The sequence below is a fragment of the Deltaproteobacteria bacterium genome, assembly GCA_011375175.1.
Classification (GTDB): Bacteria; Desulfobacterota; GWC2-55-46; order GWC2-55-46; family DRME01; genus DRME01.
Genome location: DRME01000110.1, coordinates 26,397 through 47,066 on the forward strand (window position 1 = coordinate 26,397; position 20,670 = coordinate 47,066).

The 20,670-nt window shown below is 65.1% G+C and carries 14 protein-coding genes and 1 pseudogene; 5 read left to right on the forward strand and 10 right to left on the reverse strand.

All coding sequences use genetic code 11. From position 1 onward, the window contains the following. The first annotated feature begins 47 nt into the window (after window positions 1-47). From ENJ37_09100 to ENJ37_09120, 5 genes are all read left to right on the forward strand, one after another. Window positions 48-989, forward strand: a complete 942-nt coding sequence (locus tag ENJ37_09100) for an SDR family oxidoreductase (protein HHL40649.1) — start codon at window positions 48-50, stop codon at window positions 987-989. Between the two features lie 381 nt (window positions 990-1,370). After that, entirely contained in the window at window positions 1,371-2,012 is a 642-nt protein-coding gene (locus ENJ37_09105; GenBank protein ID HHL40650.1) for a PEP-CTERM sorting domain-containing protein, read from the forward strand. After that, on the forward strand, window positions 1,970-4,678 hold the full coding sequence (locus ENJ37_09110) for a helicase (protein HHL40651.1): 2,709 nt from the start codon (window positions 1,970-1,972) through the stop codon (window positions 4,676-4,678). Before ENJ37_09105 ends, ENJ37_09110 begins: the two co-directional genes overlap by 43 nt. Before the next feature lie 491 nt (window positions 4,679-5,169). Continuing rightward, entirely contained in the window at window positions 5,170-5,865 is a 696-nt protein-coding gene (locus ENJ37_09115; protein HHL40652.1) for a bifunctional phosphoribosyl-AMP cyclohydrolase/phosphoribosyl-ATP diphosphatase HisIE, read from the forward strand. 6 nt (window positions 5,866-5,871) lie between these two features. Beyond that, on the forward strand, window positions 5,872-6,207 hold the full coding sequence (locus ENJ37_09120; protein HHL40653.1) for a histidine triad nucleotide-binding protein: 336 nt from the start codon (window positions 5,872-5,874) through the stop codon (window positions 6,205-6,207). 231 nt (window positions 6,208-6,438) lie between these two features. Here the strand turns inward: ENJ37_09120 and ENJ37_09125 are convergent. The 10 genes and pseudogenes from ENJ37_09125 to gltA form a co-directional block, all read right to left on the reverse strand. Next, a pseudogene (locus ENJ37_09125) lies at window positions 6,439-6,621 on the reverse strand (cold shock domain-containing protein). Window positions 6,622-9,159: 2,538 nt separating this feature from the next. Continuing rightward, window positions 9,160-9,567 (reverse strand): CoA-binding protein, encoded by a 408-nt coding sequence (locus ENJ37_09130; protein HHL40654.1) that lies wholly within the window; start codon window positions 9,565-9,567, stop codon window positions 9,160-9,162. 43 nt (window positions 9,568-9,610) lie between these two features. Further along, complete coding sequence (locus tag ENJ37_09135; GenBank protein HHL40655.1) at window positions 9,611-10,462, reverse strand: proline dehydrogenase; 852 nt, start codon at window positions 10,460-10,462, stop codon at window positions 9,611-9,613. 95 nt (window positions 10,463-10,557) lie between these two features. After that, window positions 10,558-11,871 (reverse strand): GTPase, encoded by a 1,314-nt coding sequence (locus ENJ37_09140; GenBank protein HHL40656.1) that lies wholly within the window; start codon window positions 11,869-11,871, stop codon window positions 10,558-10,560. Window positions 11,872-12,182: 311 nt separating this feature from the next. Beyond that, window positions 12,183-14,345, reverse strand: coding sequence for a phosphatase PAP2 family protein (locus tag ENJ37_09145; GenBank protein HHL40657.1), 2,163 nt, complete (start codon window positions 14,343-14,345; stop codon window positions 12,183-12,185). Between the two features lie 47 nt (window positions 14,346-14,392). Continuing rightward, the gene (locus ENJ37_09150; GenBank protein ID HHL40658.1) at window positions 14,393-15,673 is read right to left on the reverse strand and encodes an aminotransferase class III-fold pyridoxal phosphate-dependent enzyme; all 1,281 of its coding nucleotides are present in this window, start codon (window positions 15,671-15,673) and stop codon (window positions 14,393-14,395) included. Between the two features lie 304 nt (window positions 15,674-15,977). Next, on the reverse strand, window positions 15,978-16,229 hold the full coding sequence (locus tag ENJ37_09155; GenBank protein HHL40659.1) for a hypothetical protein: 252 nt from the start codon (window positions 16,227-16,229) through the stop codon (window positions 15,978-15,980). A 38-nt stretch (window positions 16,230-16,267) separates the two neighbouring features. Continuing rightward, window positions 16,268-16,840 carry a hypothetical protein gene (locus ENJ37_09160; GenBank protein HHL40660.1) on the reverse strand — a complete coding sequence of 191 codons (573 nt, stop codon included), beginning with the start codon at window positions 16,838-16,840 and terminating at the stop codon, window positions 16,268-16,270. Window positions 16,841-16,971: 131 nt separating this feature from the next. After that, window positions 16,972-18,462 carry an aldehyde dehydrogenase family protein gene (locus tag ENJ37_09165; GenBank protein ID HHL40661.1) on the reverse strand — a complete coding sequence of 497 codons (1,491 nt, stop codon included), beginning with the start codon at window positions 18,460-18,462 and terminating at the stop codon, window positions 16,972-16,974. Window positions 18,463-19,080: 618 nt separating this feature from the next. Further along, window positions 19,081-20,499 carry an NADPH-dependent glutamate synthase gene (gene gltA, locus ENJ37_09170; protein HHL40662.1) on the reverse strand — a complete coding sequence of 473 codons (1,419 nt, stop codon included), beginning with the start codon at window positions 20,497-20,499 and terminating at the stop codon, window positions 19,081-19,083. Between the last annotated feature and the right edge of the window lie 171 nt (window positions 20,500-20,670).

Consider the following 20,670-nt stretch of genomic DNA (forward strand, 5'->3'; position numbering starts at 1 on the left):
GGCGGCCACACACAAAGGCAACCCGGCAGGGTGCTTCGAGGGAGAAGATGAAGAGATTTCTCGTAACGGGAGGTGCTGGCTTCATAGGTTCCAACCTCTGTGAGATGTTGACGGGCGGAGGCCACCGCGTCCGGGTCCTGGACAACCTCTTCTCGGGCAAGAGGGAGAACCTCGCCGCAGTGGCCGACTCCATCGAGTTCATGGAGGGCGACATACGAGACGAAAGGGCGCTGAAGGAGGCGATGGAAGGGATCGACTACTGCATCCACCTCGCCGCCATAGGGTCGGTGCCCCTCTCGGTGGAAGACCCGGCGACGACCCACGAGGTCAACGCCACCGGCACGCTCAACGTCCTGAGGGCGGCGCTCGCCGCGGGCGTGAGGAAGGTCGTCTACGCCTCCACATGCGCCGTATACGGCGACGACCCGAGGCTTCCGAAGACCGAGGAGATGACGCCCACGCCCAAGACCCCCTACGCGACCACCAAGCTCATGGGCGAGCACTACTGCGCCAACTTCAGCGACCTCTACGGCCTCTCCACCACCTCGTTCCGCTACTTCAACGTCTACGGCCGCCGCCAGGACCCGGCCTCCCACTACGCCGCCGTCATACCGAAGTTCATAACGGCGCTCCTCAAGGGGGAGGCGCCGGTCATCTTCGGCGACGGCGAACAGAGCAGGGACTTCATATACGTGGACGACCTCAATCGCGCCAACATGCTCGCCGCCATGGCCGAAGAAGAAAGCGGCCAGGTGTACAACCTCGGAACCGGCCGCAGCGTCACCGTGAACGAGCTCTTCACCGTAATCCGCAACTGCGCGGGCCGCCTCGATATCGAGCCGGTCTACGGCGAGGAGCGCAAGGGCGACATAAAACACTCCCGCTCCGACATCTCGAAGGTCAGAGGGCGGCTGGGCTTCAATCCCCGCTTCGACATGGAGCGGGGCCTCGCCGAGACGGTGCGCTACTACGAGGAGACGGCCCCGTAGGACGGCCCTTGTTCCCCGCCGCCGCTCTCGTCGCCGCCTTCATCGGGAAGCTTCCCTGCGGGCCATGAGGGGGGAGCGGCCCGACGTATGCTTTCTTTACACCGGGACGATCTCAACAATCCTCATATATTACGGTATGTTACCGCCAAACGCCCCCTCTCGGCATCCTCATCCCCGTCAGCTATTGTTGACACTTTTTCCCCTCCCCAGCGATCTTCAATAAATAGTAATGTAAATTCAACACGTTGAAACTCCGGTACGTTAATTGCATATCTAAAAATGGCAGGACGCAGGGAGTCTCCGCCACTTCGAGCAACGGTAGGGGACTGACCGACGGAACGGACGATACGTGCGAGCGGAGAACTACGGAAAGGAGTTGACATGAACAGCCTCAAACGAATCATAGCGGCAGCGGCCGTCTTCGCCGCCGTCGTACTCACAGCCGGCAAGGCATCGGCCCTCGTGCTGCTGAGCGACGGCTTCGAGACGGAGACGACGTTCTCCTGGCAGCCAGCCTTCATGAACTTCAACAACTGGGACGTGACCAGCGGCACGGTCGACATCATAAGCGAGTGGTCGTATTGGAACTGGTTCCCCGGCTACGGCTACTACGTGGACCTCGACGGCAGCTCTTACAAGGCCGGCACCCTCACGTCGAAGACCAACTTTTCACTGACGCCCGGCGTATATACCCTCTCCTTCGACCTCGCCGGCAGCCAGAGGAAGATTCCCTCTACGGATACAGTGACGGTGAGCCTCGGATCGGTATTCAGCCAGACCTACACCCTCCCGTCGACAGCACCGATGTCCACCTACAGCTACAGCATCACCGTAACCTCGCCCACCACGGGCCACATCTCCTTCAGCCACGCAGGCGGCGACAACGTGGGCATCATACTGGACAACGTGCTCTTCGAGAAGATGGCCGCCAGCGTTCCCGAGCCCTCCACCCTCCTTCTGACCGCTTCCGCGGCGGCGGGATGGCTTTTTGCGAGACGCCGCCACGGCGGCTCGCCGCTCTGAGAAGAGACCGGGCGCAAGCGCAGGCAAAAAGGCCCCGCTCCGGGACGGAGGGGGCCTTTTTCTTTGGGGCCTCGACCTCTTGTCCCCTCCGTGTTAACATAACGGTCATGGCTCCCACCATCGACTCGCTCATAAGCCCGGACGCCGCCGAGCGGCTGCGCCGTGAGATCGCGTCGGTCTCGGGCAACGAGGTCTTCTTCGAGGGCTCGGTCGAGGACGGCGTGGTCACGGCCGTGAGGCCCCTTGCGCGGGGCAACGGCCGGGCCGTGCCCGCCGCGGCCGCCACGGTGCGCCCCGGCTCTGTGGTCATCCACAACCATCCCGGCGGTACGCTCACCCCGTCGGAGGCCGACATCGAGGTGGCGTCGCGGCTCGCCGAACGGGCCGTGGGCTTCTACATCATCGACAACGACGCCTCCCGTGTCTACGTCGTCGTCGAGGCGGCGGCGCAAGGCAGGCCGCGGCCCGTCGAGGCGGCGGAGCTGAAGGCCGTGCTCGGCCCCGGCGGGGCCGTGGCCCGGACCCTCGAGGGCTACGAGCACCGCCCCCAACAACTCTCCATGGCCGCCGCAACGGCAGCCGCCTTCGGCTCGGACGCCGCGGCCCTCATAGAGGCGGCCACAGGCGTGGGCAAGAGCTTCGGCTACCTCGTCCCCTCCATCATCTGGGCAACGGAGAACAAGGAGCAGGTCGTCGTATCGACGAACACCATAAACCTCCAGGAGCAGCTCATAGGCAGGGACCTGCCGCTGCTGGAGTCGGCCATGCCGGGCTCCTTCAGCTACGTGCTCGCCAAGGGCAGATCGAACTACGTCTGCCTGCGCAAGGCCGCCGAGCTCGAGGCCGCTCCCCAGTTCTTCGAAGACACGGCCGGCCTCGAAGGGCTCTTGCGATGGATCTCGCGCACCAGGGACGGAAGCCTCACGGAGCTGCCATTCACGCCCGAGCCCGCGCTCTGGGACGCCGTGGCCTCGGAGACCGACACCTGTCTCAAGCTGCGCTGCCGCCACTACCGCCGCTGTTTCTTCTACGAGGCCCGCCGCGCCGCGGCGGCCGCCGACATCGTGGTGGTGAACCACCACCTCCTCTTCGCGGACCTGGCCATAAAGCACGCCCGCGGCACCTTCGCCGAGGCCGGGGCCCTGCCGCCCTTCGAAAGACTCGTCATAGACGAGGCCCACCGCATCGAGGAGATCGCAACCGAGCACTTCGGCGAGAGCGTGGGCGGCGCGGCCGTGGCCCGCGCAACGGGCAGACTCGTGTCGGCCCGGAACCCGAAAAAGGGTCTCATCGCCCTCTTCTGCGCAAAGCTGCGGCGCTGGCTGGAGATGCCGGAGCTCTCGGCGCTGCTCGCCTCGCTCGCCGACGAGACGGCTCCGCTCGTTGAACAAGCTCGCCTTGCCGGGGCCGAGGCCTTCGCCCTCCTCCACCACTTCGCCCTCTCTCTCGACACCGAGGGAAGCGGACGCACGAGGCTGCGCCTGACCGGGGAGCTGCGCTCGCGGGCGGGGTGGGACGACGTGGAGGAGGCGCTGGGGCGGTGTTCCGCCCTTCTCAAGAGACTCTCCCGCGAACTCAAGAGCGCGGCCAGGACCACGGCAAAGGCCGCCGAGGAACGCAGGGAGCTCGACGAGGAGCTGGGCTCCATGGAGGTCGAGGTCTCGGCCATGGCCTCGCGCACGGCCGCCCTCGCCGCGGCCGTGGAGGCGGCGCTCGGCCCGTGCCCGGAAGGGTACGTGCAGTGGATCGAGGCGACGGCTCCGGCAAGGGGCCCTGTTCCGAGGGCGCGGCTCAACGTATCGCCCGTGGACGTGGGCTCCGCCCTGCGCGAGGCCCTCTTCGACACCATGCGCTCGGTCGTCATGACGTCGGCCACGCTCACCGTGAAGGGCGGCTTCGAGTACACGGCCCGGCGGCTGGGACTGGACCGCTGCGGCGGACGCCGGACGGTGGAGGAGCGCTTCGACTCGCCCTTCGACTACGAGCGAAACGTCCTCCTCGCCGCGGCGACCGACATGGCCGACCCGCGGGACGAGGACTATGCCGGCGCCCTCGCCGCCGCGCTCGCTCCCCTAATTCGAGCCTCCGGCGGAGGCGCGCTCGTGCTCTTCACATCGCACGCCCTCCTCGACGAGACCTACTCGGCGCTCGAAAGGACCTCGGCCGGAGAGTTCACGCTGCTGCGCCAGGGCGCCCGGCCCCAGCGCCGGCTGATCGAAAGATTCAGAAGGGAGATCGACTCGGTGCTCCTGGCCACGTCGTCCTTCTGGGAGGGAGTAGACGTGCCCGGTCCCTCGCTGCGTCACGTCATCATAACGCGCCTGCCCTTCGAGGTCCCCGACGACCCGGTCTTCCAGGCGCGCTGCGAGATGCTCGCCGGGGCCGGCAAAGACCCCTTCGTCCACTACATGCTCCCCAGGGCGGTCCTGCGGCTTCGCCAAGGCTTCGGCAGGCTCGTCCGCTGCCGCACCGACCGCGGTGTCGTGACCATCCTGGACAGCAGGCTCGCCTCCAGGAGCTACGGCAGGGCCTTCACGGCATCGCTGCCGCGATGCAGGAGGGCCTTCGGCCCCATCGAACGGATCGAAGCGGAGATCAGGGCCTTCTTCGACCGGCCTTCCCGCACAGAGCGGCGGACCTGCCGTCACGACGGGCAAGGAGGTTGAGGGCCTCTTCCCCCTCCCCCGGCAAGACCTTCGGAAGAAGAGACAAGGACTCCCTCATATTCGGACAGGCCCTGCGGCCCCCGGCAGGTTCGGACCGCGCCATGCGGGGTCTCTTTACGCCTTTGCGGTCCGAACCCGCCGGGGGCCGCAGGACAGGCATGCCTCCAGGGTCCCCCTGACGGCGCTCCAAAAAACGCTTCGGCGACCGCTGAAACCGAAACCCGAAAGGAAATGCCCGCCTGCACTATTGACAGCGCTCCGTCCGCTGGTATATCCTTAGAAAAGTTCTGCTTAATTACTCTGGGGGAAACTTTCTGTAGAAAGTTTCCCCCAGACCCCCTTCAAAGACTTTCAATCCGAGTTGGTTTCCCGCTGTTTTGCCTGGCAAAACAGCGGGAAACCAACTCGCGTTGAAAGTTTTTGGAGGGAGTCTGAGGGAACCTTTTTACAAAAAGGTTCCCTCAGTCACGGGGAGGTTGCGGGTCGGGACGATGGAGGGTGATATAGGGAGGGGTGTTGACCTCAAGGAGATAAGGTTCGACGAGCGCGGGCTTGTTGCGGCCGTGGCGCAGGACGCCGTCACCGGCGAGGTCCTCATGGTGGCATGGATGAACGCCGAGGCCGTGGAGAAGACGCTTTCAAGCGGCAAGGCCCACTATTACAGCCGCTCGCGCCGAAGGCTGTGGCTCAAGGGCGAGACGTCGGGCAATTTCCAGTACGTCCGGTCGGTCTTCTACGACTGCGACGGCGACACTCTGCTGCTCAGGGTCGATCCCGCTGGGCCGGCATGCCATACAGGCGAGCGCACGTGTTTTTATCGGACCCTCAAGGACGGAGGCGGGGGGGACGGCGGGGGCGGCGAAGCGACGAGCCGCATAATAGACGAGCTCTACGGGGTGGTCGCCTCGCGCAAGGGAGCAGACGCCGCCAGCTCCTACACGGCCTCGCTCTACGCGGGCGGTCTCGCCAGGATAAACTCGAAGGTCGAGGAAGAGGCGGCCGAGCTCGTCGAGGCCGCAGCGCAAAAGGGTGACGACCAGGTGGTCCACGAGCTCTGCGACCTCTGGTTCCACACGCTCGTACTCCTTGCACACAGGGACATCGCCGTCAAGCGGGTCTACGACGAGCTTGCAAGACGTTTCGGGACCTCGGGCATAGAGGAAAAAAAAGCGAGAAAGAGAGGTTGAAGCCCCATGGACTGCATTTTCTGCAAGATAGCCGCCAAAGAGATGAGCTCCACGATCATAGACGAAACGGACGACATGATCGTCGTCCAGGACATAAACCCGCAGGCCCCGACCCACGTTCTCGTCATACCGAAGACCCACTACTCCACGCTGCTCGACTGTGAAGACCGCTCGCTTCTCGGCGAGATGCTCAAGACGGCCTCCCGCGTGGCCCGCGATCTCGGCATCGACGAGCGGGGTTTCCGCGTGGTGGTCAACACCAACGACGAAGGCGGCCAGACGGTGCGTCACCTCCATATGCACGTGCTGGCCGGCAGGCCTCTCTCCGGCAACATGGGCTGACGCCGCTTCTCGTCGACGGCGGGCTCCGCCGCCGGCCGACGACAAAAGAGCCGCCGCACCCTCGCTGGTGCGGCGGCTCTTTTTGTCTCCGCCTGCGACGACCGGGCTTCAGGACCTCTTCCTCGAAGCCGCCAGGGCGGCGCAGCAGGCGAGACCGGCCAGGAGCAGCAGCGAGGTCCGCGGATGGGCCGCCCCGTAAACGAGCGGCGTGAGCGCCCAGCGCGTGGCGCTGCGAAGCGGCTCGTGGCGGGCTATGAGCCGCGCCACAGGGGGAGAGACCCTGTAGTAGGCGGCGACGAAGAGCCTGCCCGGACCGTTTGTGAGGAGGTAGCGGTCCCTGAACTTGCGCAGGACCTCTACGTGCGGGTCGAGATAGGAGCCGTAGGCCGCCGTGGCTATGAAGCAGTTGCCGCCGTCGCCCGACGATGACGACGAGCCCGTCGTCGCGGACGAGGTGGACGACGAAGACGAAGTGGCCGTCGTGTCGGCCGTGTAGGTGTAGAGTCCTATCGCCGTGCCGGCCATGATGTCGTCGTACTTGAGGACGTTCACGTCCTCGTGGGAAGAGGTGCACGAAGAGCCGAAGACCGACCATGTGGAGCCGCCGTCGGTGGTCTCGTATATGCAGTTGGAGACCGCTGCGTAGGCCTTGTCGGCGTCGGAGGGGTCTACCGTGACGGCCGTGAAGTCGGTGCTCGAGGCCCCTATGGCCGAGGTGAGCGACGTCCATGTCCAGCTCGAAAAGCCCGAGGAGGTCGGTATGTAGAGCACGCCCTTGTAGACGCCGCCGGTGGTGGCGACGTAGACGGTCATGTAGTCTCCCACGGTCGTGCCGGCTATGTCGGTCACGATCTCGCCGTCGAGCGATGTGCCCGTGGAGGGAGTCCACCAGTTGCCCGAGGCCGTCACCGAGGTCCTGGCCCGAAGTCCCCTCGCCGTGCCCGCCCCGTTGCCCACGCCAGCCCAGACGGTCGAGTCGGTGACCCAGAGGACGTTGACCGGCGTGCCCGTGATGGAGGCGTCCTCGGTCCAGGTGGCGCCGCCGTCGTCGCTGTAGAAGACGCCGCCGTCGTCACCGGTCTCCCAGTTGTAGCCCGCCAGATAGACGCGCGTCGGCGTGGAGGGAACGAAGTTGATTGAGGTTATAATCGAATGGTCGGCCCTGGTCGTGCCGAAGACCCCCGCGTGGTCCTCGGCCCTGAAGACGGTCGTCCACGTGGGAGGCGTGGTCGTGCCGTTGGTGGTCCGGTAGACGCGGCCCGCGTTGTTGCCGACCAGCACGGCGGCCGGGTCCGAGGGGTCGATGGCCGCCTCGGTGGGCGGCGCGCCGTCGCCGCCGGGGTAGATGGGGAATATCCAGTCAGAAGGCGAGGCGGTGGAGGTCGGGTCGGTGGGATCGAAGTTCACGGCCCTGCCGGCCCCGCTCTTGGCCGTTATCCAGAGCTCCTTGTGGGTAGACGAGTACTCGTAGAACTCCATGTCGTTCAGCACCACGGCCTCCATGCCGTCGTTGTTTCCCAGCTCCGATCCGGCGGTCCAACCGCCGGAGCCGTGGTTCATCTTTCCCAGGCCCCAGTCGGTGCCGATGTATATGATGGTGGAATCTATGGGGTCGACCTCGAGGGCCCCGTCGTTGACGTTGGTCGTGACCACGGCCGAGCCGACGGTGGAGCTCAGTTGCGGGGCGTGGGACCACGTGGAGGACGAAGGGGGGTCGAGCACCGATGCGCCTATGAAGACCCTGTTGTTGTCGAACTTTATGTACTGGGGGTATCCGCCCGGAAAGCTGGCCGAGCCCGGGCAGCTCGAGTCCCAGGAGGCCGACCAGGTGACGCCTCCGTCGGTGGACCTGTAGACCTGGGGATTGGCCGAGCTTCCGGCGACGAAGAGGGTGTTCGCGTCTGAGGGGTCCACGCCGATAAGATGCACCTCCACGGAGCCGGAACCGCAGGGCACGCTGCCGGGCTTCGGGATAGTCGAGGCCGTGAAGGAGCCGCCCGAGGCCGTGAGCCTGTAGAGTGTCGTCGTGGCGCCGCCGGTGCGGGTGACGGCGAAGAGGGTGTTAGCGTCGTAGACCGAGAGGGAGACGACCTCGACGCCCGAGCCGAAGGAGTAGATGGTGTCGAAGGGGTCGCTCACGCCGCCGGTGCTGCGGTAGACGGTACCGTCGGAGGTGCCCACGTAGAGGCCCGAGCCGTGGGCCTTGAGCACCAGCGGGTTCGGCACGCCGCTTACAGCCGACCACGTGCCCGCGGCGCCGCCGCTGCCGCTGCCGTAGAGCGCCGTGCCGGAGCCGCTTACGCTTATGACGGCGTAGACGTCGTCGGTGTATCCCGAGGCGAGGTTGGCCTCCACCTCCGTGGCCTTGCCCGCTATGGAGGGATGGGTCACCGACGTCCAGCGCGAGGCCGACGAGTCCCACTTCATGACTCCCTTTATGCCGTCCACTGCTATGAGCAGGGCCGTGGAGCCGGAGTCGTCGTAGGCCGTGATGTCCATGACCTGGGCGCCGTATACGCCCATGTTCACCTTCTGGAGCGCGCCCTGCGAAGGGGCGGCCCCCAGGAGCAGGAGCGCCGCAAGCAGTAACGCGCTCCCTCTGAGGACAGCTTTGCTTCCCATGAGTCCGTACCTCCTTTAGTGGTATTCGACCTCTCGCGTGGAAACTTCCGCGGCTGAAAGAGACTTCCCGCGGCCCGCAACTGCGAGGAAGAAACCTCACTCTCGATGGGAACGCTCCAGGTGAGCGGCGCGGCAAGGTTATTGGTGGAAAGTGTCGGTCCGTGCCTGACGGACTGCGGTCTGCCCGCCGGTGGAATCCTCTCGGGAAGGGGCCTGGGTCCGCGACTGCCCCGGCGAAGCGAACCTGGGCCTCTCCGTTGCCACAAAGGTTCTATCGGACGGAGGCGGAGAAAACTTGATGGGCCGGCTGGCCGGCATCGAAGGAGCCGCTCAGCCCATGAGCCGCAGGTACTCCTTGAGCATGCACCGGTCCTCGACGTAGTCCATGCCCGCCTCTACTGCTATGGAGGCGGCCTCAGGGCTTGTAATGCCCTCCTGAAGCCACAGCACATGGACATCGCCCCTCTCGGCCCGTCTCCTCGCGGCCCGCGCCGCTATGGCCGGCACCTCGGCCGGAGGGCGGAAGACCTCGAGCACGTCTATCCTCTCTTCCACCTCATCGAGCGAGGCGTAGCAGCGAAGCCCCATGATCTCCCGTGCCGAAGGATTTATCGGTATGATCCGGTAGCCCTTTTCGGCGAGAAAGGCGGGCACGCGGCTGGCGGCCTTTCGGGGGTCGCGGCTCATGCCGCAGACGGCGATGTTCACGCTGTCGGTGAATATGCGCTTCAACGTCATCCTGACCCCCTTCCCCGCCGGTCCGGCCCTCGACGACGCGGCGTCAGTCGAGTATGTTCCTCAGCACGAAAAAGAGGTTCTCCCTGCGCTCGCGCACGCGCCGCAGCATGTAGGGGAGCCAGTGGGAGCCGTAAGGGACGTAGACCTTGACGCGGTATCCCTCGTCGGCGAGCCGCTGCTGAAGCGAGCGCTTTATGCCCATGAGCATCTGGAACTCGAAGGAGCGGGGGTCTATGTCGTTGTCGGCGGCGAAGCGCCTGGCCTTGTCGATGAGGACCGTGTCGTGGGTGGCCAGGGCCGGACGGTTGCCGCCGAGGAGCAGCAGCTTCATGAGCCTTTCATAGCTGCGGTCCACGTCGGCCTTGCGGGGCCAGGCGATCTCGGCGGGCTCCCTGTAGGCCCCCTTGCAGAGCCTCACGCTCGCACCCAGCGAGACGAGCCGCTCCACGTCGGCCTCGCTGCGGTAGAGGTATGCCTGGATGGCGATGCCGATGTTACGGTACTTCTCGAAGAGCCGGCAGAAGAGCTCGATGGTCTTTTCGGTGTAGCGCGAGCCTTCCATGTCGAAGCGCAGGAAGTTGCCGAGCCGGGCGGCCTTCTCTATTATGCGCTCGGCGTTCTCCAGCGCAAGCGACTCGGCGATGTCCAGCCCCATGTGGGTGAGCTTGAACGACGCCGATGCGTCGAGCCCCGCGGCGGCGATGTCCTCGAGCAAGGCCACGTACTCGTCGGCCGCGGCCCCGGCCTGCGCCTCGTTCCCGACGTTCTCGCCCAGGTAGTCGATGGTCGCCGCAAGGCCCCGCTCGTTGAGCGAGGCCGCCGTGCGCAGCGCATCCTCCCTCGACTCGCCGGCCACGTAACGGCCGGCGAAGAACCTCGTCAGGGCCTTCACCAGGCGCCTCCTTGTGCGGCTCCCCCCGGACGCCTACTTCAAGAGAGCGTCCGCCCGGGGTCTCTTCAAAAAGGTTCCCGCAGACGATTCCCCCGGCGTCAGAGTCCGGCGATGAAGCTTTTTACTATGTCGGCGAGGCCCGGGCTCTCGCGGTCGCGTATGCCGTAGCTTACGCGCACCGCCGGTCTTTCGAGTTCGAGCACCCGGGTCAGGTCTATGGGCGTTGCCACGAGCACGGCGTCGCAGGGCACAGCCTCGATGGTCGCCTTCAGGTCCCTTATCTGCTCCGGGCCGTAGCCCATGGCCGGCACGAGCTCCTTGAGGCCCGTATGGAGATCGAGGGTCTCCTTTATGGAGCCTACGGCGTAGGGCCTGGGGTCCACGGGCGCCGCGCCCTCGCGCAGGGCGGCGGTGTAGCCCGCTCCGTATGCCATGCCGCCATGGGTCAGCGTGGGACCGTCCTCGACGACCAGGACCTTCTTTCCCTTTATGTCGCCGTCCATCTCGATGGGCGAGTCGGTCTCCACGGTGCGCGCCCCGGGGTTGACGAAGGCCACGTTGGCCCTCAGGGCCTCCACGTCCTCGGCCCGCGCGCTGTCGACCTTGTTGATGACCACCACGTCGGCGCGCCGCAGGTTGGCCTCGCCCGGATAGTAGGAGAGCTCGTGGCCCGGGCGCAGCGGGTCGGCCACGACGATCTCGAGGTCGGGATAGAAGAAAGGCATATCGTTGTTGCCGCCGTCCCAGACGATGAGATCCGCCTCCTTCTCGGCCTCGGCGAGCACGGCGGCGTAGTCCACACCGGCAAAGACCGTTACGCCGGCGCCGATAAGATGCTCGTACTCCTCGCGCTCCTCTATGGTGCAGCCTGCGCTGTCGAGGCTCTCCATGTCCGGGAAGCGCTGGACCCGCTGCGAGGCCAGGTCGCCGTAGGGCATGGGGTGGCGCACGGCTACGGCCTTCTTGCCGGCCTCCGCGGCGAGCAAGCAGACAAGCCGCGTGACGGCGCTCTTGCCGCAGCCCGTCCTTACGGCGCAGACGCTTATGACCGGCCTGCTCGCCCGGAGCATCGTGGACTTCGGCCCGAGCAGCCTGAAGTCGGCGCCCATGGCCAGGGCCAGCGATGCCTCGTGCATTACATGCTCATGGGAGACATCGCTGTAGGAGAAGCAGACCTCGTCGACGGAAAATTCCTTTACGAGCCGCGCAAGTTCCTCTTCGGGGTATATCTCGATACCGTCGGGATAGAGGGGGCCGGAGAGGACGGGCGGATAGGTGCGGCCCTCGATATCTGGTATCTGGGCCGCCGTGAAGGCCACGACCTCGACCGAAGGGTCGTCGCGGAAGACGACGTTGAAGTTGTGGAAGTCGCGCCCGGCGGCGCCCATGATGAGAACCCGCCTCTTCTTCATACAACGGTCCCTTTCCGGGGGGAAACTTTCTTAAGGAAACTCCGATTTATTGCCCTGAGGGAACCTTTTTGTAAAAAAGGTTCCCTCAGACTCCCTCCAAAAACTTTTAACGCGAGTTGGTTTCCCCCTGTTTTGCCTGGCAAAACAGGGGGAAACCAACTCGTATTGAAAGTCTTTGAAGGGGGTCCGGGGGAGACGTGGGCCTGTGGCCCTTCTACAGAAAGTTTCCCCCGGGGAAGTCAGAACTTGCCGAGTTTCTCTGCTTCACAGAGGTTCCCTCTATATTATGATAGCCGTCAAATGGAGACAGGTCAAGAGAGCTCGCAGAACCGGCCGATGGGCGGGAACTCTTCGCCTATGCCCACGAGGAGGTAGCCGTTTCTCGCGTCGATGAACTTGAGGGCCGGGAAGGCGGCCTTGAGCTCGTCGAAGCGCTCCTCGGCGGTGACGACGACCACCGCGCCGTCCTCACCGAGCGAGGCGAGCCGCGACAGCTCTCCCCTGTCGAGCTTGGGCACCCTGCCTCCATAGTAGAAGGCGAGGCTCGGCCTGTTTATGTCGTAGGCGACGAAGGAGTATCCCTCGCCGAGCCCCCGGCCGTAGAGGGCGTAGTCGTAGAGTGCGCCCTGGAGGAAGAGGTTGGCCGGCGGGACGACGTAGGTCCTGAGGAAGACGAGAAGGCAGACCGTCACGAGCCCCATGGCCGCAATTCCCGCGGCCCTGTGGCGGAGGGCGAGAAACGCCGCTGCGGCGACGAGCAGCAGCAGGACGGCCGGGACGACGAAGTAGAAGCCGCGAAGCGGCACGGGAGAGCGGATCTCCACGAAGGGGAGGACGAGGAGCGGCAGGGCCGCCAGGACCGAGACGGCGGCGAGCGCGTAAAAGCCCTTCCACCGCTCGTTGAAGCGCACTATCTCGGCAAGCCTCGTCCCGACCATTATCGACGCCGCCGGCCAGAGGGGGAATATGTAGTTGGGCAGCTTGGTGCGCGAGAGGGAGAAGAAGACGAAGACGAAGAGGAACCAGAGGGCCGCGAAGGTGAAGAGTCCGCCGCGCTCGGCCACGCCGCGCACGAGTCCGCCCGGAAGCCACAGGTACCAGGGGAAGAAACCCACGAGCAGCACGACGACGAAGAAGTAGACGGGGCCGCTGTGGCCGGAGATGACGCCCGTGTAGCGCCGGATGTGGTGCTTGATGATGAAGGCGTCGATGAACTCCCATCCGTTGGCGGCGTAGACGGCGACGAACCACGGGAGGGCGACGGCGAGAAAGAGCGCCACGGCCCCGGGACGCAAGGGCTCGGCGAGCCTCGAGGCGGCGCCGCTGAAAATGAGGTACAGGGCCGTCACGGCCGCTGGGAAGAGCAGACCCACAACCCCCTTTGTCAGCACGGCCAGCGCCGAGGCGCCCCAGAATCCGTACCACCAGCGCCCGTCACCGCCCGTCAACGCGAGATAGGCGCTGTAGAGCGAGGCCGTTATGAAGAAACAGAGCGTCATGTCCGTTACGGCCGAATGGCTGTAGACGAAGAACTCGATGTTGGCCGCCAGGACGAGTGTGGAGAAGGCCGCGGCCTGCGCGTCCCTTACGCGTCTGACGAAAAGGTATGTGACGGCGCAGAGCGCGACCCCCAAGAAGGCCGAGACGGCCCTGGCTCCGAAGTGGCCTGTGCCGAAGACCTTGTACGAGACGGCCATGAGCCAGTAGAAGAGGACGGGCTTGTCGTAGCGGGGCTCGTAGTTGTAGGTGGGGGTGATGAAGTCGCCGGTCTCGACCATCTCGCGGGTCGCCTCGCTGAAGACGGCCTCGTCCACGTCGAAGAGCAGAAATCCACCGAGCTTGAAGAACGAGACGAAGATGGCGAGGAAGAGGACGAGCGCCGCTATGCGCTGCTCCCTTGTGGTGCGGTTGACGAGAAAATAGGCGCTGGCCAGGCCGAGGACCGCGCCGCCGACGATATCGGTGGGGTAGTGGGAGCCGAGCGCCACGCGCGAGAGGCCCACCAGTGAGGCGAGAGCGTAGAAGAGCGGAGCAAGGCGCGGATAATAGCGGGCCAGGACGAAGGCTATGGCGAAGCTCGTCGTCGTGTGGCCCGAGGGAAAGGAGTTGAAGCGGCCCGTGGTGTCGAAGACGACGGGGTTGTTGAGGAGCTCGGTGAGGGCGCCGTCGGCGTGGGCCATCCTGGGCCGCTCGAAGGCGGCCTTGAGAAGATGGAGCCAGACCGACGAAAGGCCGAGCGCAAGCAGCGACCTGAAACCGGCCTCCCTGAGCCTTGACTCCCGGAGGGCGTATCCGGCGGCCAGCAGCGCCGCGCAGAAAGCGGCCTGGAGCCCGCCGTCGCCGAGGGCGCTTAAGAACCTCGCAACGGCCGTGAGCCCGGGGCCGCGCTCCATGGCCGCTGCCGCCGGGTCGAGCATCCACGCGGCGGCAAAGGCGGCTGCGGTGATGACGGCCGCACGCAACCCCTCAGACAACGGCCCCCTCCGCAACGGGCGCGCCGCAGACCATGGCCGCAGCAGGCTCAGCCACCGATTATGTCCTCTATCACGTCGAGGGCGCGGTGGAGCTGCTCCTCCGTTACGATGAGCGGCGGCATGAGCCGAACGACGTTCTTTTCCGTGCCGCACTCGACGAGGAGCAGGCCCTTGCGCTCGCTCTCCTTTATGATGCGCTCCACGAGCCCGCGGTCCGGGCTGCGGCCGTCCTTTACGAACTCTATGCCTATCATGAGCCCCAGGCCGCGCACGTCGCCTATGCAGCCGTGGCGGGCCTTCATGGCGGCGAGCCTCTCCATGGCGGCCTCGCCCACGCGGCGGGCGTTGTCGAGAAGCCCGTCCCGCTCTATGGTGTCGATGGTCGCCGAGGCGGCGGCGCAGGAGACGGGATTGCCGCCGAAGGTCGTGCCGTGGGCACCCGGAGGCCAGGCATCCATGATCTCCGAGCGGCCGGCGACGGCGCTCAGCGGAAAGCCCGAGGCTATGCCCTTGCCGAGCGTCATTATGTCGGGCCTCACCTCGTAGTGCTCGCAGGCGAACCAGCGGCCCGTCCTTCCGAAGCCGGTCTGGACCTCGTCGATTACGAGCAGTATGCCGTGCTCGTCGCAGAGCCGGCGCAGCCTTTGCAGGTACTCACGCGGCGCGGGCGCGTACCCCCCCTCGCCGAGCACGGGCTCCACTATTATGCAGGCCGTCTCCTCCGGCGTTACGAGATGGCGAAGCGTCGTCTCCAGGTAGCCGAAACACTCGAGCGAACAGTCGTCGCTGCGCCGCCCCATGTGACAGCGGTAGCAGTAGGGGTAGGGCACGTGAAAGACCGACGGCAGGAGCGGGTGGTAACGCCTCCGGTAGCGGGCCGACGAGGTCGTCAGCGCCACGGCCCCGGTGGTCCTGCCGTGGAAGGCGCCGATGCAGGCCACAACGCCCTGGCGCCCCGTGTAGTGGCGGGCGAGCTTTATCGCCCCCTCCACGGCCTCGGCGCCGCTGTTGGAGAAGAAGAAACGGTCCACGCCCTCGGGCGTTATGCGCGCAAGCCTCTCGGCGAGCTCGGCCACGGCGTCGTAGTAGACGATGCAGCCCGAGTGGATCATCCTGTCGAGCTGGGCCCTGACCGCCTCGACCACACGGGGGGGACGGTGTCCGAGGTTCGTCGTCGCAAGCCCCGAGGCGAAGTCGAGATAGCGTACCCCGTCTTCGCCCGTTATGTAGATGCCCTCGGCGCTGCGGGCCACAACGCCCGTGTGAAAGACGAGCGCCGGTGTCAGATGGCGCCTGACCCTCCCGATAACGTCGTCGCCCATGGCCATGCCCTCCTCGCAGGTAAGTGGAAAAGCAACGCTCTTGCCTTAATTGCCCTGGGGGAAACTTTCTGTAGAAGGGCCACAGGCCCGAGGGCCACAGGCCCACGTTTCCCCCCTCACCGCCCCATCGTATGTTGTTCGGACTTCGGCTGTACCGGGGCTCGGCCCGCGCCAGGCGGGGTTGTTACGCCTTTGCGGCCCGGTCTCCCGGAGGGCGCCGCAAACAGCTTGACATACAGGGAAGTCCCGCGAAACCGGGGAGCACGACCTCCTTCAAGAACGCCTCACTTCGGGACGGATGAGCGTCTTTTCAGTCCGTCCCCCCTATGAGTTCGGGCTCGCAGACGAGCGAGTCGTAGACGGCGAGCCTGCCGCACTTTTTGCAGATGTATTCGATCTTGTCGAGCATGGGGGGGCAGACGTGACGGGCGTCGTCCACCTCTTTTCCGCAGAACTCGCACGTGAAAGGCACGGCGTCCTTGAGGGGGTGGCAGAGGTGCCCCCTGCCGCTTGCGATCACCCCGCAGTTGGGACACTTGAAGGTTTCAACGTATTCGGTCATGACAAGAGGCTCCTTTCCTGCTCCCCGAGGGGACCTCGTCACCTGCGGCCGGTCAGCTCCTCTTCGAGCTCGATGAGTCTTTTGAGGTGGTTTCGTTCCTGCGCTATCAGCTCTTCCACCACGGCGCGGTCGCGCTCTTCGAGCGCCTTCTGGAGCTCGTAGTAGAAGAGGAGCGAGTCCTTTTCCATGTCCATGGCCTTTTTGACGGCATCGAGGTCGCTTCCCGCCTCGGCGGCGAGCCTGGCGCCCTCGGCGGGACGGGTGAAGACCTTGGTGTCGGCTATGGCCCGCAGGTACCGGGCCACCTCCTCGATGTAGGGGTTGAAGACGCCGGCAACGCCCTCGCCTTCCTTCTTCCCGGTGAGACGGGCCTTTATGGCGAGAAAGCTGTCCACGTGGCGCCTCTCCTCCTCGGCCAGGTACTCGAAGACGGCGCGAAGCTCGTCGCTCCCGGCGGCGCCGGCCGCATCGGTATAGAACTTCAGGCCGTTCTCCTCGATCTTGACGGCCATCTCCAGTATCTCCTCGCCGGAAAAACGGACCGGATCCATAAAAACCTCCCTCTCACATGGGGCGGCCGCCTTCAGCGCCTTCGTAAATCCCGTGAACATGGGGCTGTCCTCTCGGGACAAGGACGGCTTGAACCGGGGATTGAAGCTCTTTGAAGGGAGCCGGGGGGAATTTTTTCACCAAGAAGTTTCCCTCCGACTATACCAGAAATCGCCCCATGGGGCAAGGCGCTTCAGGTGTCGATCTGGGCCTTCTGGAGCCTGTTGCTGAAGTCGCGGTAGATGATCTTCCACTTGCTGAAGAAGTCGAGCGCGCCGCCGCGGCCTCCGGCCTCGCGGTGTCCCATGCCGCTTCGCTTTATGCCGCCGAAGGGCAGTTGTATCTCGGCCCCTATGGTGGAGGCGTTTATGTAGACGAGGCCCGTGTCGAGCTCGCGCTCGGCCAGGGCCGAGCGGTTCACGTCGCCGGTGTAGATGGCCGACGAGAGGCCGTACTCCGAGGAGTTGACGATGGAGACGGCGTCGTCGAGGTCGCGGGCCTTTATGACGGCCACGACGGGACCGAAGATCTCCTCGCGGGCTATGCGCATCTGCGGGGTGACGTCGGCGAAGACCGTGGGCTCGACGAAGAAGCCCTTTGCGAGATCGCCGCTCGATGCGTCGGATCCGCCGCACACAAGGCGCGCGCCCTCGGCCCTGCCCACCTCGATATAGTCGAGGACCTTCTTCTTCTGTTCGGCGTTTATGAGGGGCCCCACGTCTGTTGCGGGATCGAGACCGTCGCCGAGCCTCAGGGCGCGGGTCTTCTCGACGAGCATGTGGAGGAAGCGGTCGTGGACGGGCTCGTGCACGACCACGCGGCTTGCCGCCGTGCAGCGCTGTCCCGTCGTTCCGAAGCCGCCCCAGAGCACGCCCTCCACGGCGAGCTCGAGGTTGGCGTCGTCCATTACGATGATGGCGTTCTTGCCTCCCATCTCGCAGGAGACCTCCTTGTCCCAGGCGGCGCACCGCCTGGCAAGCGCCTCGCCCACGGCCGACGACCCGGTGAACGATACGCCGTCCACGTCGGGATGGGAGGCGAGGGCCTCGCCGGCCTCGCTTCCCGTGCCGTGGACGAGATTGAGCACGCCCGGCGGCAGGCCGGCCTCGACGAGCAGCTCCACGAGCCGCGTGGCCGCAACGGGCGTGTAGCTCGAGGGCTTGAAGACCACCGTGTTTCCGCACACCAGCGCCGGCAGTATCTTCCAGGCCGGTATGGCGGTGGGAAAGTTCCATGGCGTTATGAGGGCGAAGACCCCGACGGGCATGCGCACCGACTTGCAGTCCTTGTCGGGGAGCTCGCTGGGCACGGTCTCGCCCGAGAGCCTGCGGCCCTCTCCGGCCATGTAGTAGGCCATGTCGATGGCCTCCTGCACGTCGCCGAGCCCCTCGCTTATGACCTTGCCCATCTCCCTGGTTACGAGCTCGCCGAGGGAGCGCTTGTTCCTTACGATTAGCTCGGCGGCGCGGAAGAGTATCTCGCCGCGCTTGGGGGCGGGCACGAGCCTCCAGCTCTCGTAGGCCTTCCTGGCGGCGGCCACCGCCGCGTCAACGTCCTCGGCGCCCGAGGCGGCCACAACGCCGACGACGTCGGAAGTGTCGGCCGGATTGACGCTCTCTATCGTCCTGCCCGAGGCGGCCTCCACCCACCGCCCGTCGATGAGGTTCATTATGCGCTCCGCCATTCAAACCCTCCTTTCCCCTCTTCTCAGGGAACCATGATTTACTTCACCGGGGAAGCTTTTTTGTGGAAGGGTCGAAGCCCCCTCTTCAGGGTCAAAGACCCCCGTCTTCCGGCGGGGAATGAACCGGAGTTGCATGGAAGAGCCCCTTGTTTCGGTCACACGGCGCCGCTGCGGCCGGACCGCGCCAGGCGGGGTTCTTTTACGCCTTTGCGGGCCGGCCGCCCCGGCGCCGTGCGGGCAAAGGGCCTCCCCGAGAACAATCGGCCGCGGAATCCCCGGTATTGAGGTGAATATTCAACGGCTTACAGGGAAATTATAGCAGAGGGATCGGGGCTCGTCCAGAAGCCTTGGGGGGAAGGTAAGGTATATCAATTTGTGTCAGTAAAGGAAGCTCTGATTAATTACCCTGGGGGAAACTTTCTGTAGAAGGGCCATGGGCCCACGTTTCCCCCAGCCCCCCTTCAAAGACTTTTAATTCCCTGCGGATCATCCCGATTTTGCAAGCAAAATCGGGATGATCCGCAGGGCGTTAAAAGTTTTTGGAGGGAGTCTGAGGGAACCGTGGGTCTGTGACCCTTTTACAAAAAGGTTCCCTCAGAATAGTTTAAGCGGCGAGGCTCACCAGACGCCGGTCGTAAGGTACTCGTGTATGGAGTCGGCGGCCCTGCGGCCGTCGCCCATGGCGAGGATGACGGTGGCGCCGCCGCGCACGATGTCGCCGCCCGAAAAGACGCCTTTCTTGCTCGTGCGGCCCGTGTCCTGGTCGATGGTGATGTTGCCCCACTTGTTGGTCTTTATGTCCGGCGTGGTCTGCTGGATGAGCGGATTTGCGCCGTTGCCGATGGATATGATGGCCACGTCGGCGTCGATGCAGAACTCGGAGCCCTTTATCTCGACGGGACGGCGGCGGCCCGACTCGTCGGGCTCGCCGAGCTCCATGCGCACGCACTCGATGGCCCGCAGCCTCCCCTCGTGATCCCCGATGAAACGCTTGGGGTTTGTGAGCAGCTGGAACTTCACCCCCTCCTGCTCGCCGTGGTGGATCTCCTCCTCGCGGGCCGGCATCTCCTCGCGCGAGCGGCGGTAGACGATAGTGACCTCCTCGGGACAGAGCCGAAGCGCCGTGCGGGCCGCGTCCATGGCCGTGTTGCCGGCGCCGATGACCACCACGCGGCGGCCCCTGATGATAGGCGTGTCGTACCGGGGGAACTCGTAGGCCCTCATGAGGTTCACCCGCGTAAGGTACTCGTTGGCCGAATAGATGCCCACCAGGTTCTCGCCCGGTATGTTCATGAACCAGGGAAGACCGGCGCCGGTGCCTATGAAGACGGCGTCGTAGCCGCCGTCGAGGAGCTCGTCGACCGTGTCGAGCTTGCCCACCACGGCGTTGCAGACTATCTCCACGCCCATGCGCTCGAGGTACTCCATCTCGGCCTTGACGATCTTCTTGGGGAGCCTGAACTCGGGGATGCCGTAGACGAGCACGCCGCCCGGGGCGTGGAGCGCCTCGAAGACCGTCACCTTGTGCCCCTTCTTCACCAGGTCGCCGGCCACGGTCAGGCCCGCCGGACCGCTCCCCACGACGGCCACCTTCTTGCCCGTCCACTTGGGGATATGGGGTATGGTGACCTCTCCGTGCTCGCGTTCGTAGTCGGCCACGAACCTCTCGAGCCTGCCTATGGCCACGGGCTCGTACTTCTTGCCCACCACGCAGACCTTCTCGCACTGGTCCTCCTGGGGACAGACACGGCCGCAGACGGCCGGCAGGCTGTTCGTCTCCTTTATCTTGCGCGCCGCCTCGACGAACTTGCCCTCGCCGATGAGACGGATGAACCACGGTATGTCTATGTTCACCGGACAGCCGGCCACACAGAGGGGCTTTTTGCACTGGATGCAGCGCCTGGCCTCCTCCATGGCCTGCTCCGGCGTGTAGCCGAGCGGCACTTCGTAGAAGTTCCTGACCCTCTCGGCCGGTTCCTGCTCGGCCATCCCCTGCCGGGGGATCTTCATCCTCTCCTTTATCTCCTTAGGGTCCATCTCCTCTCCTTTCGGGCCGTCTTTTCTGGAAGGCCCCGATTAGTCCGCTCTTTTTGGGAAACTCTGATTTATTGCACTGAGGGAACCTTTTTGTAAAAAGGCTCCCTCAGACTCCCTCCAAAAACCTTTGACGCCCTGCGGTTCATCCCGATTTTGCTTGCAAAATCGGGA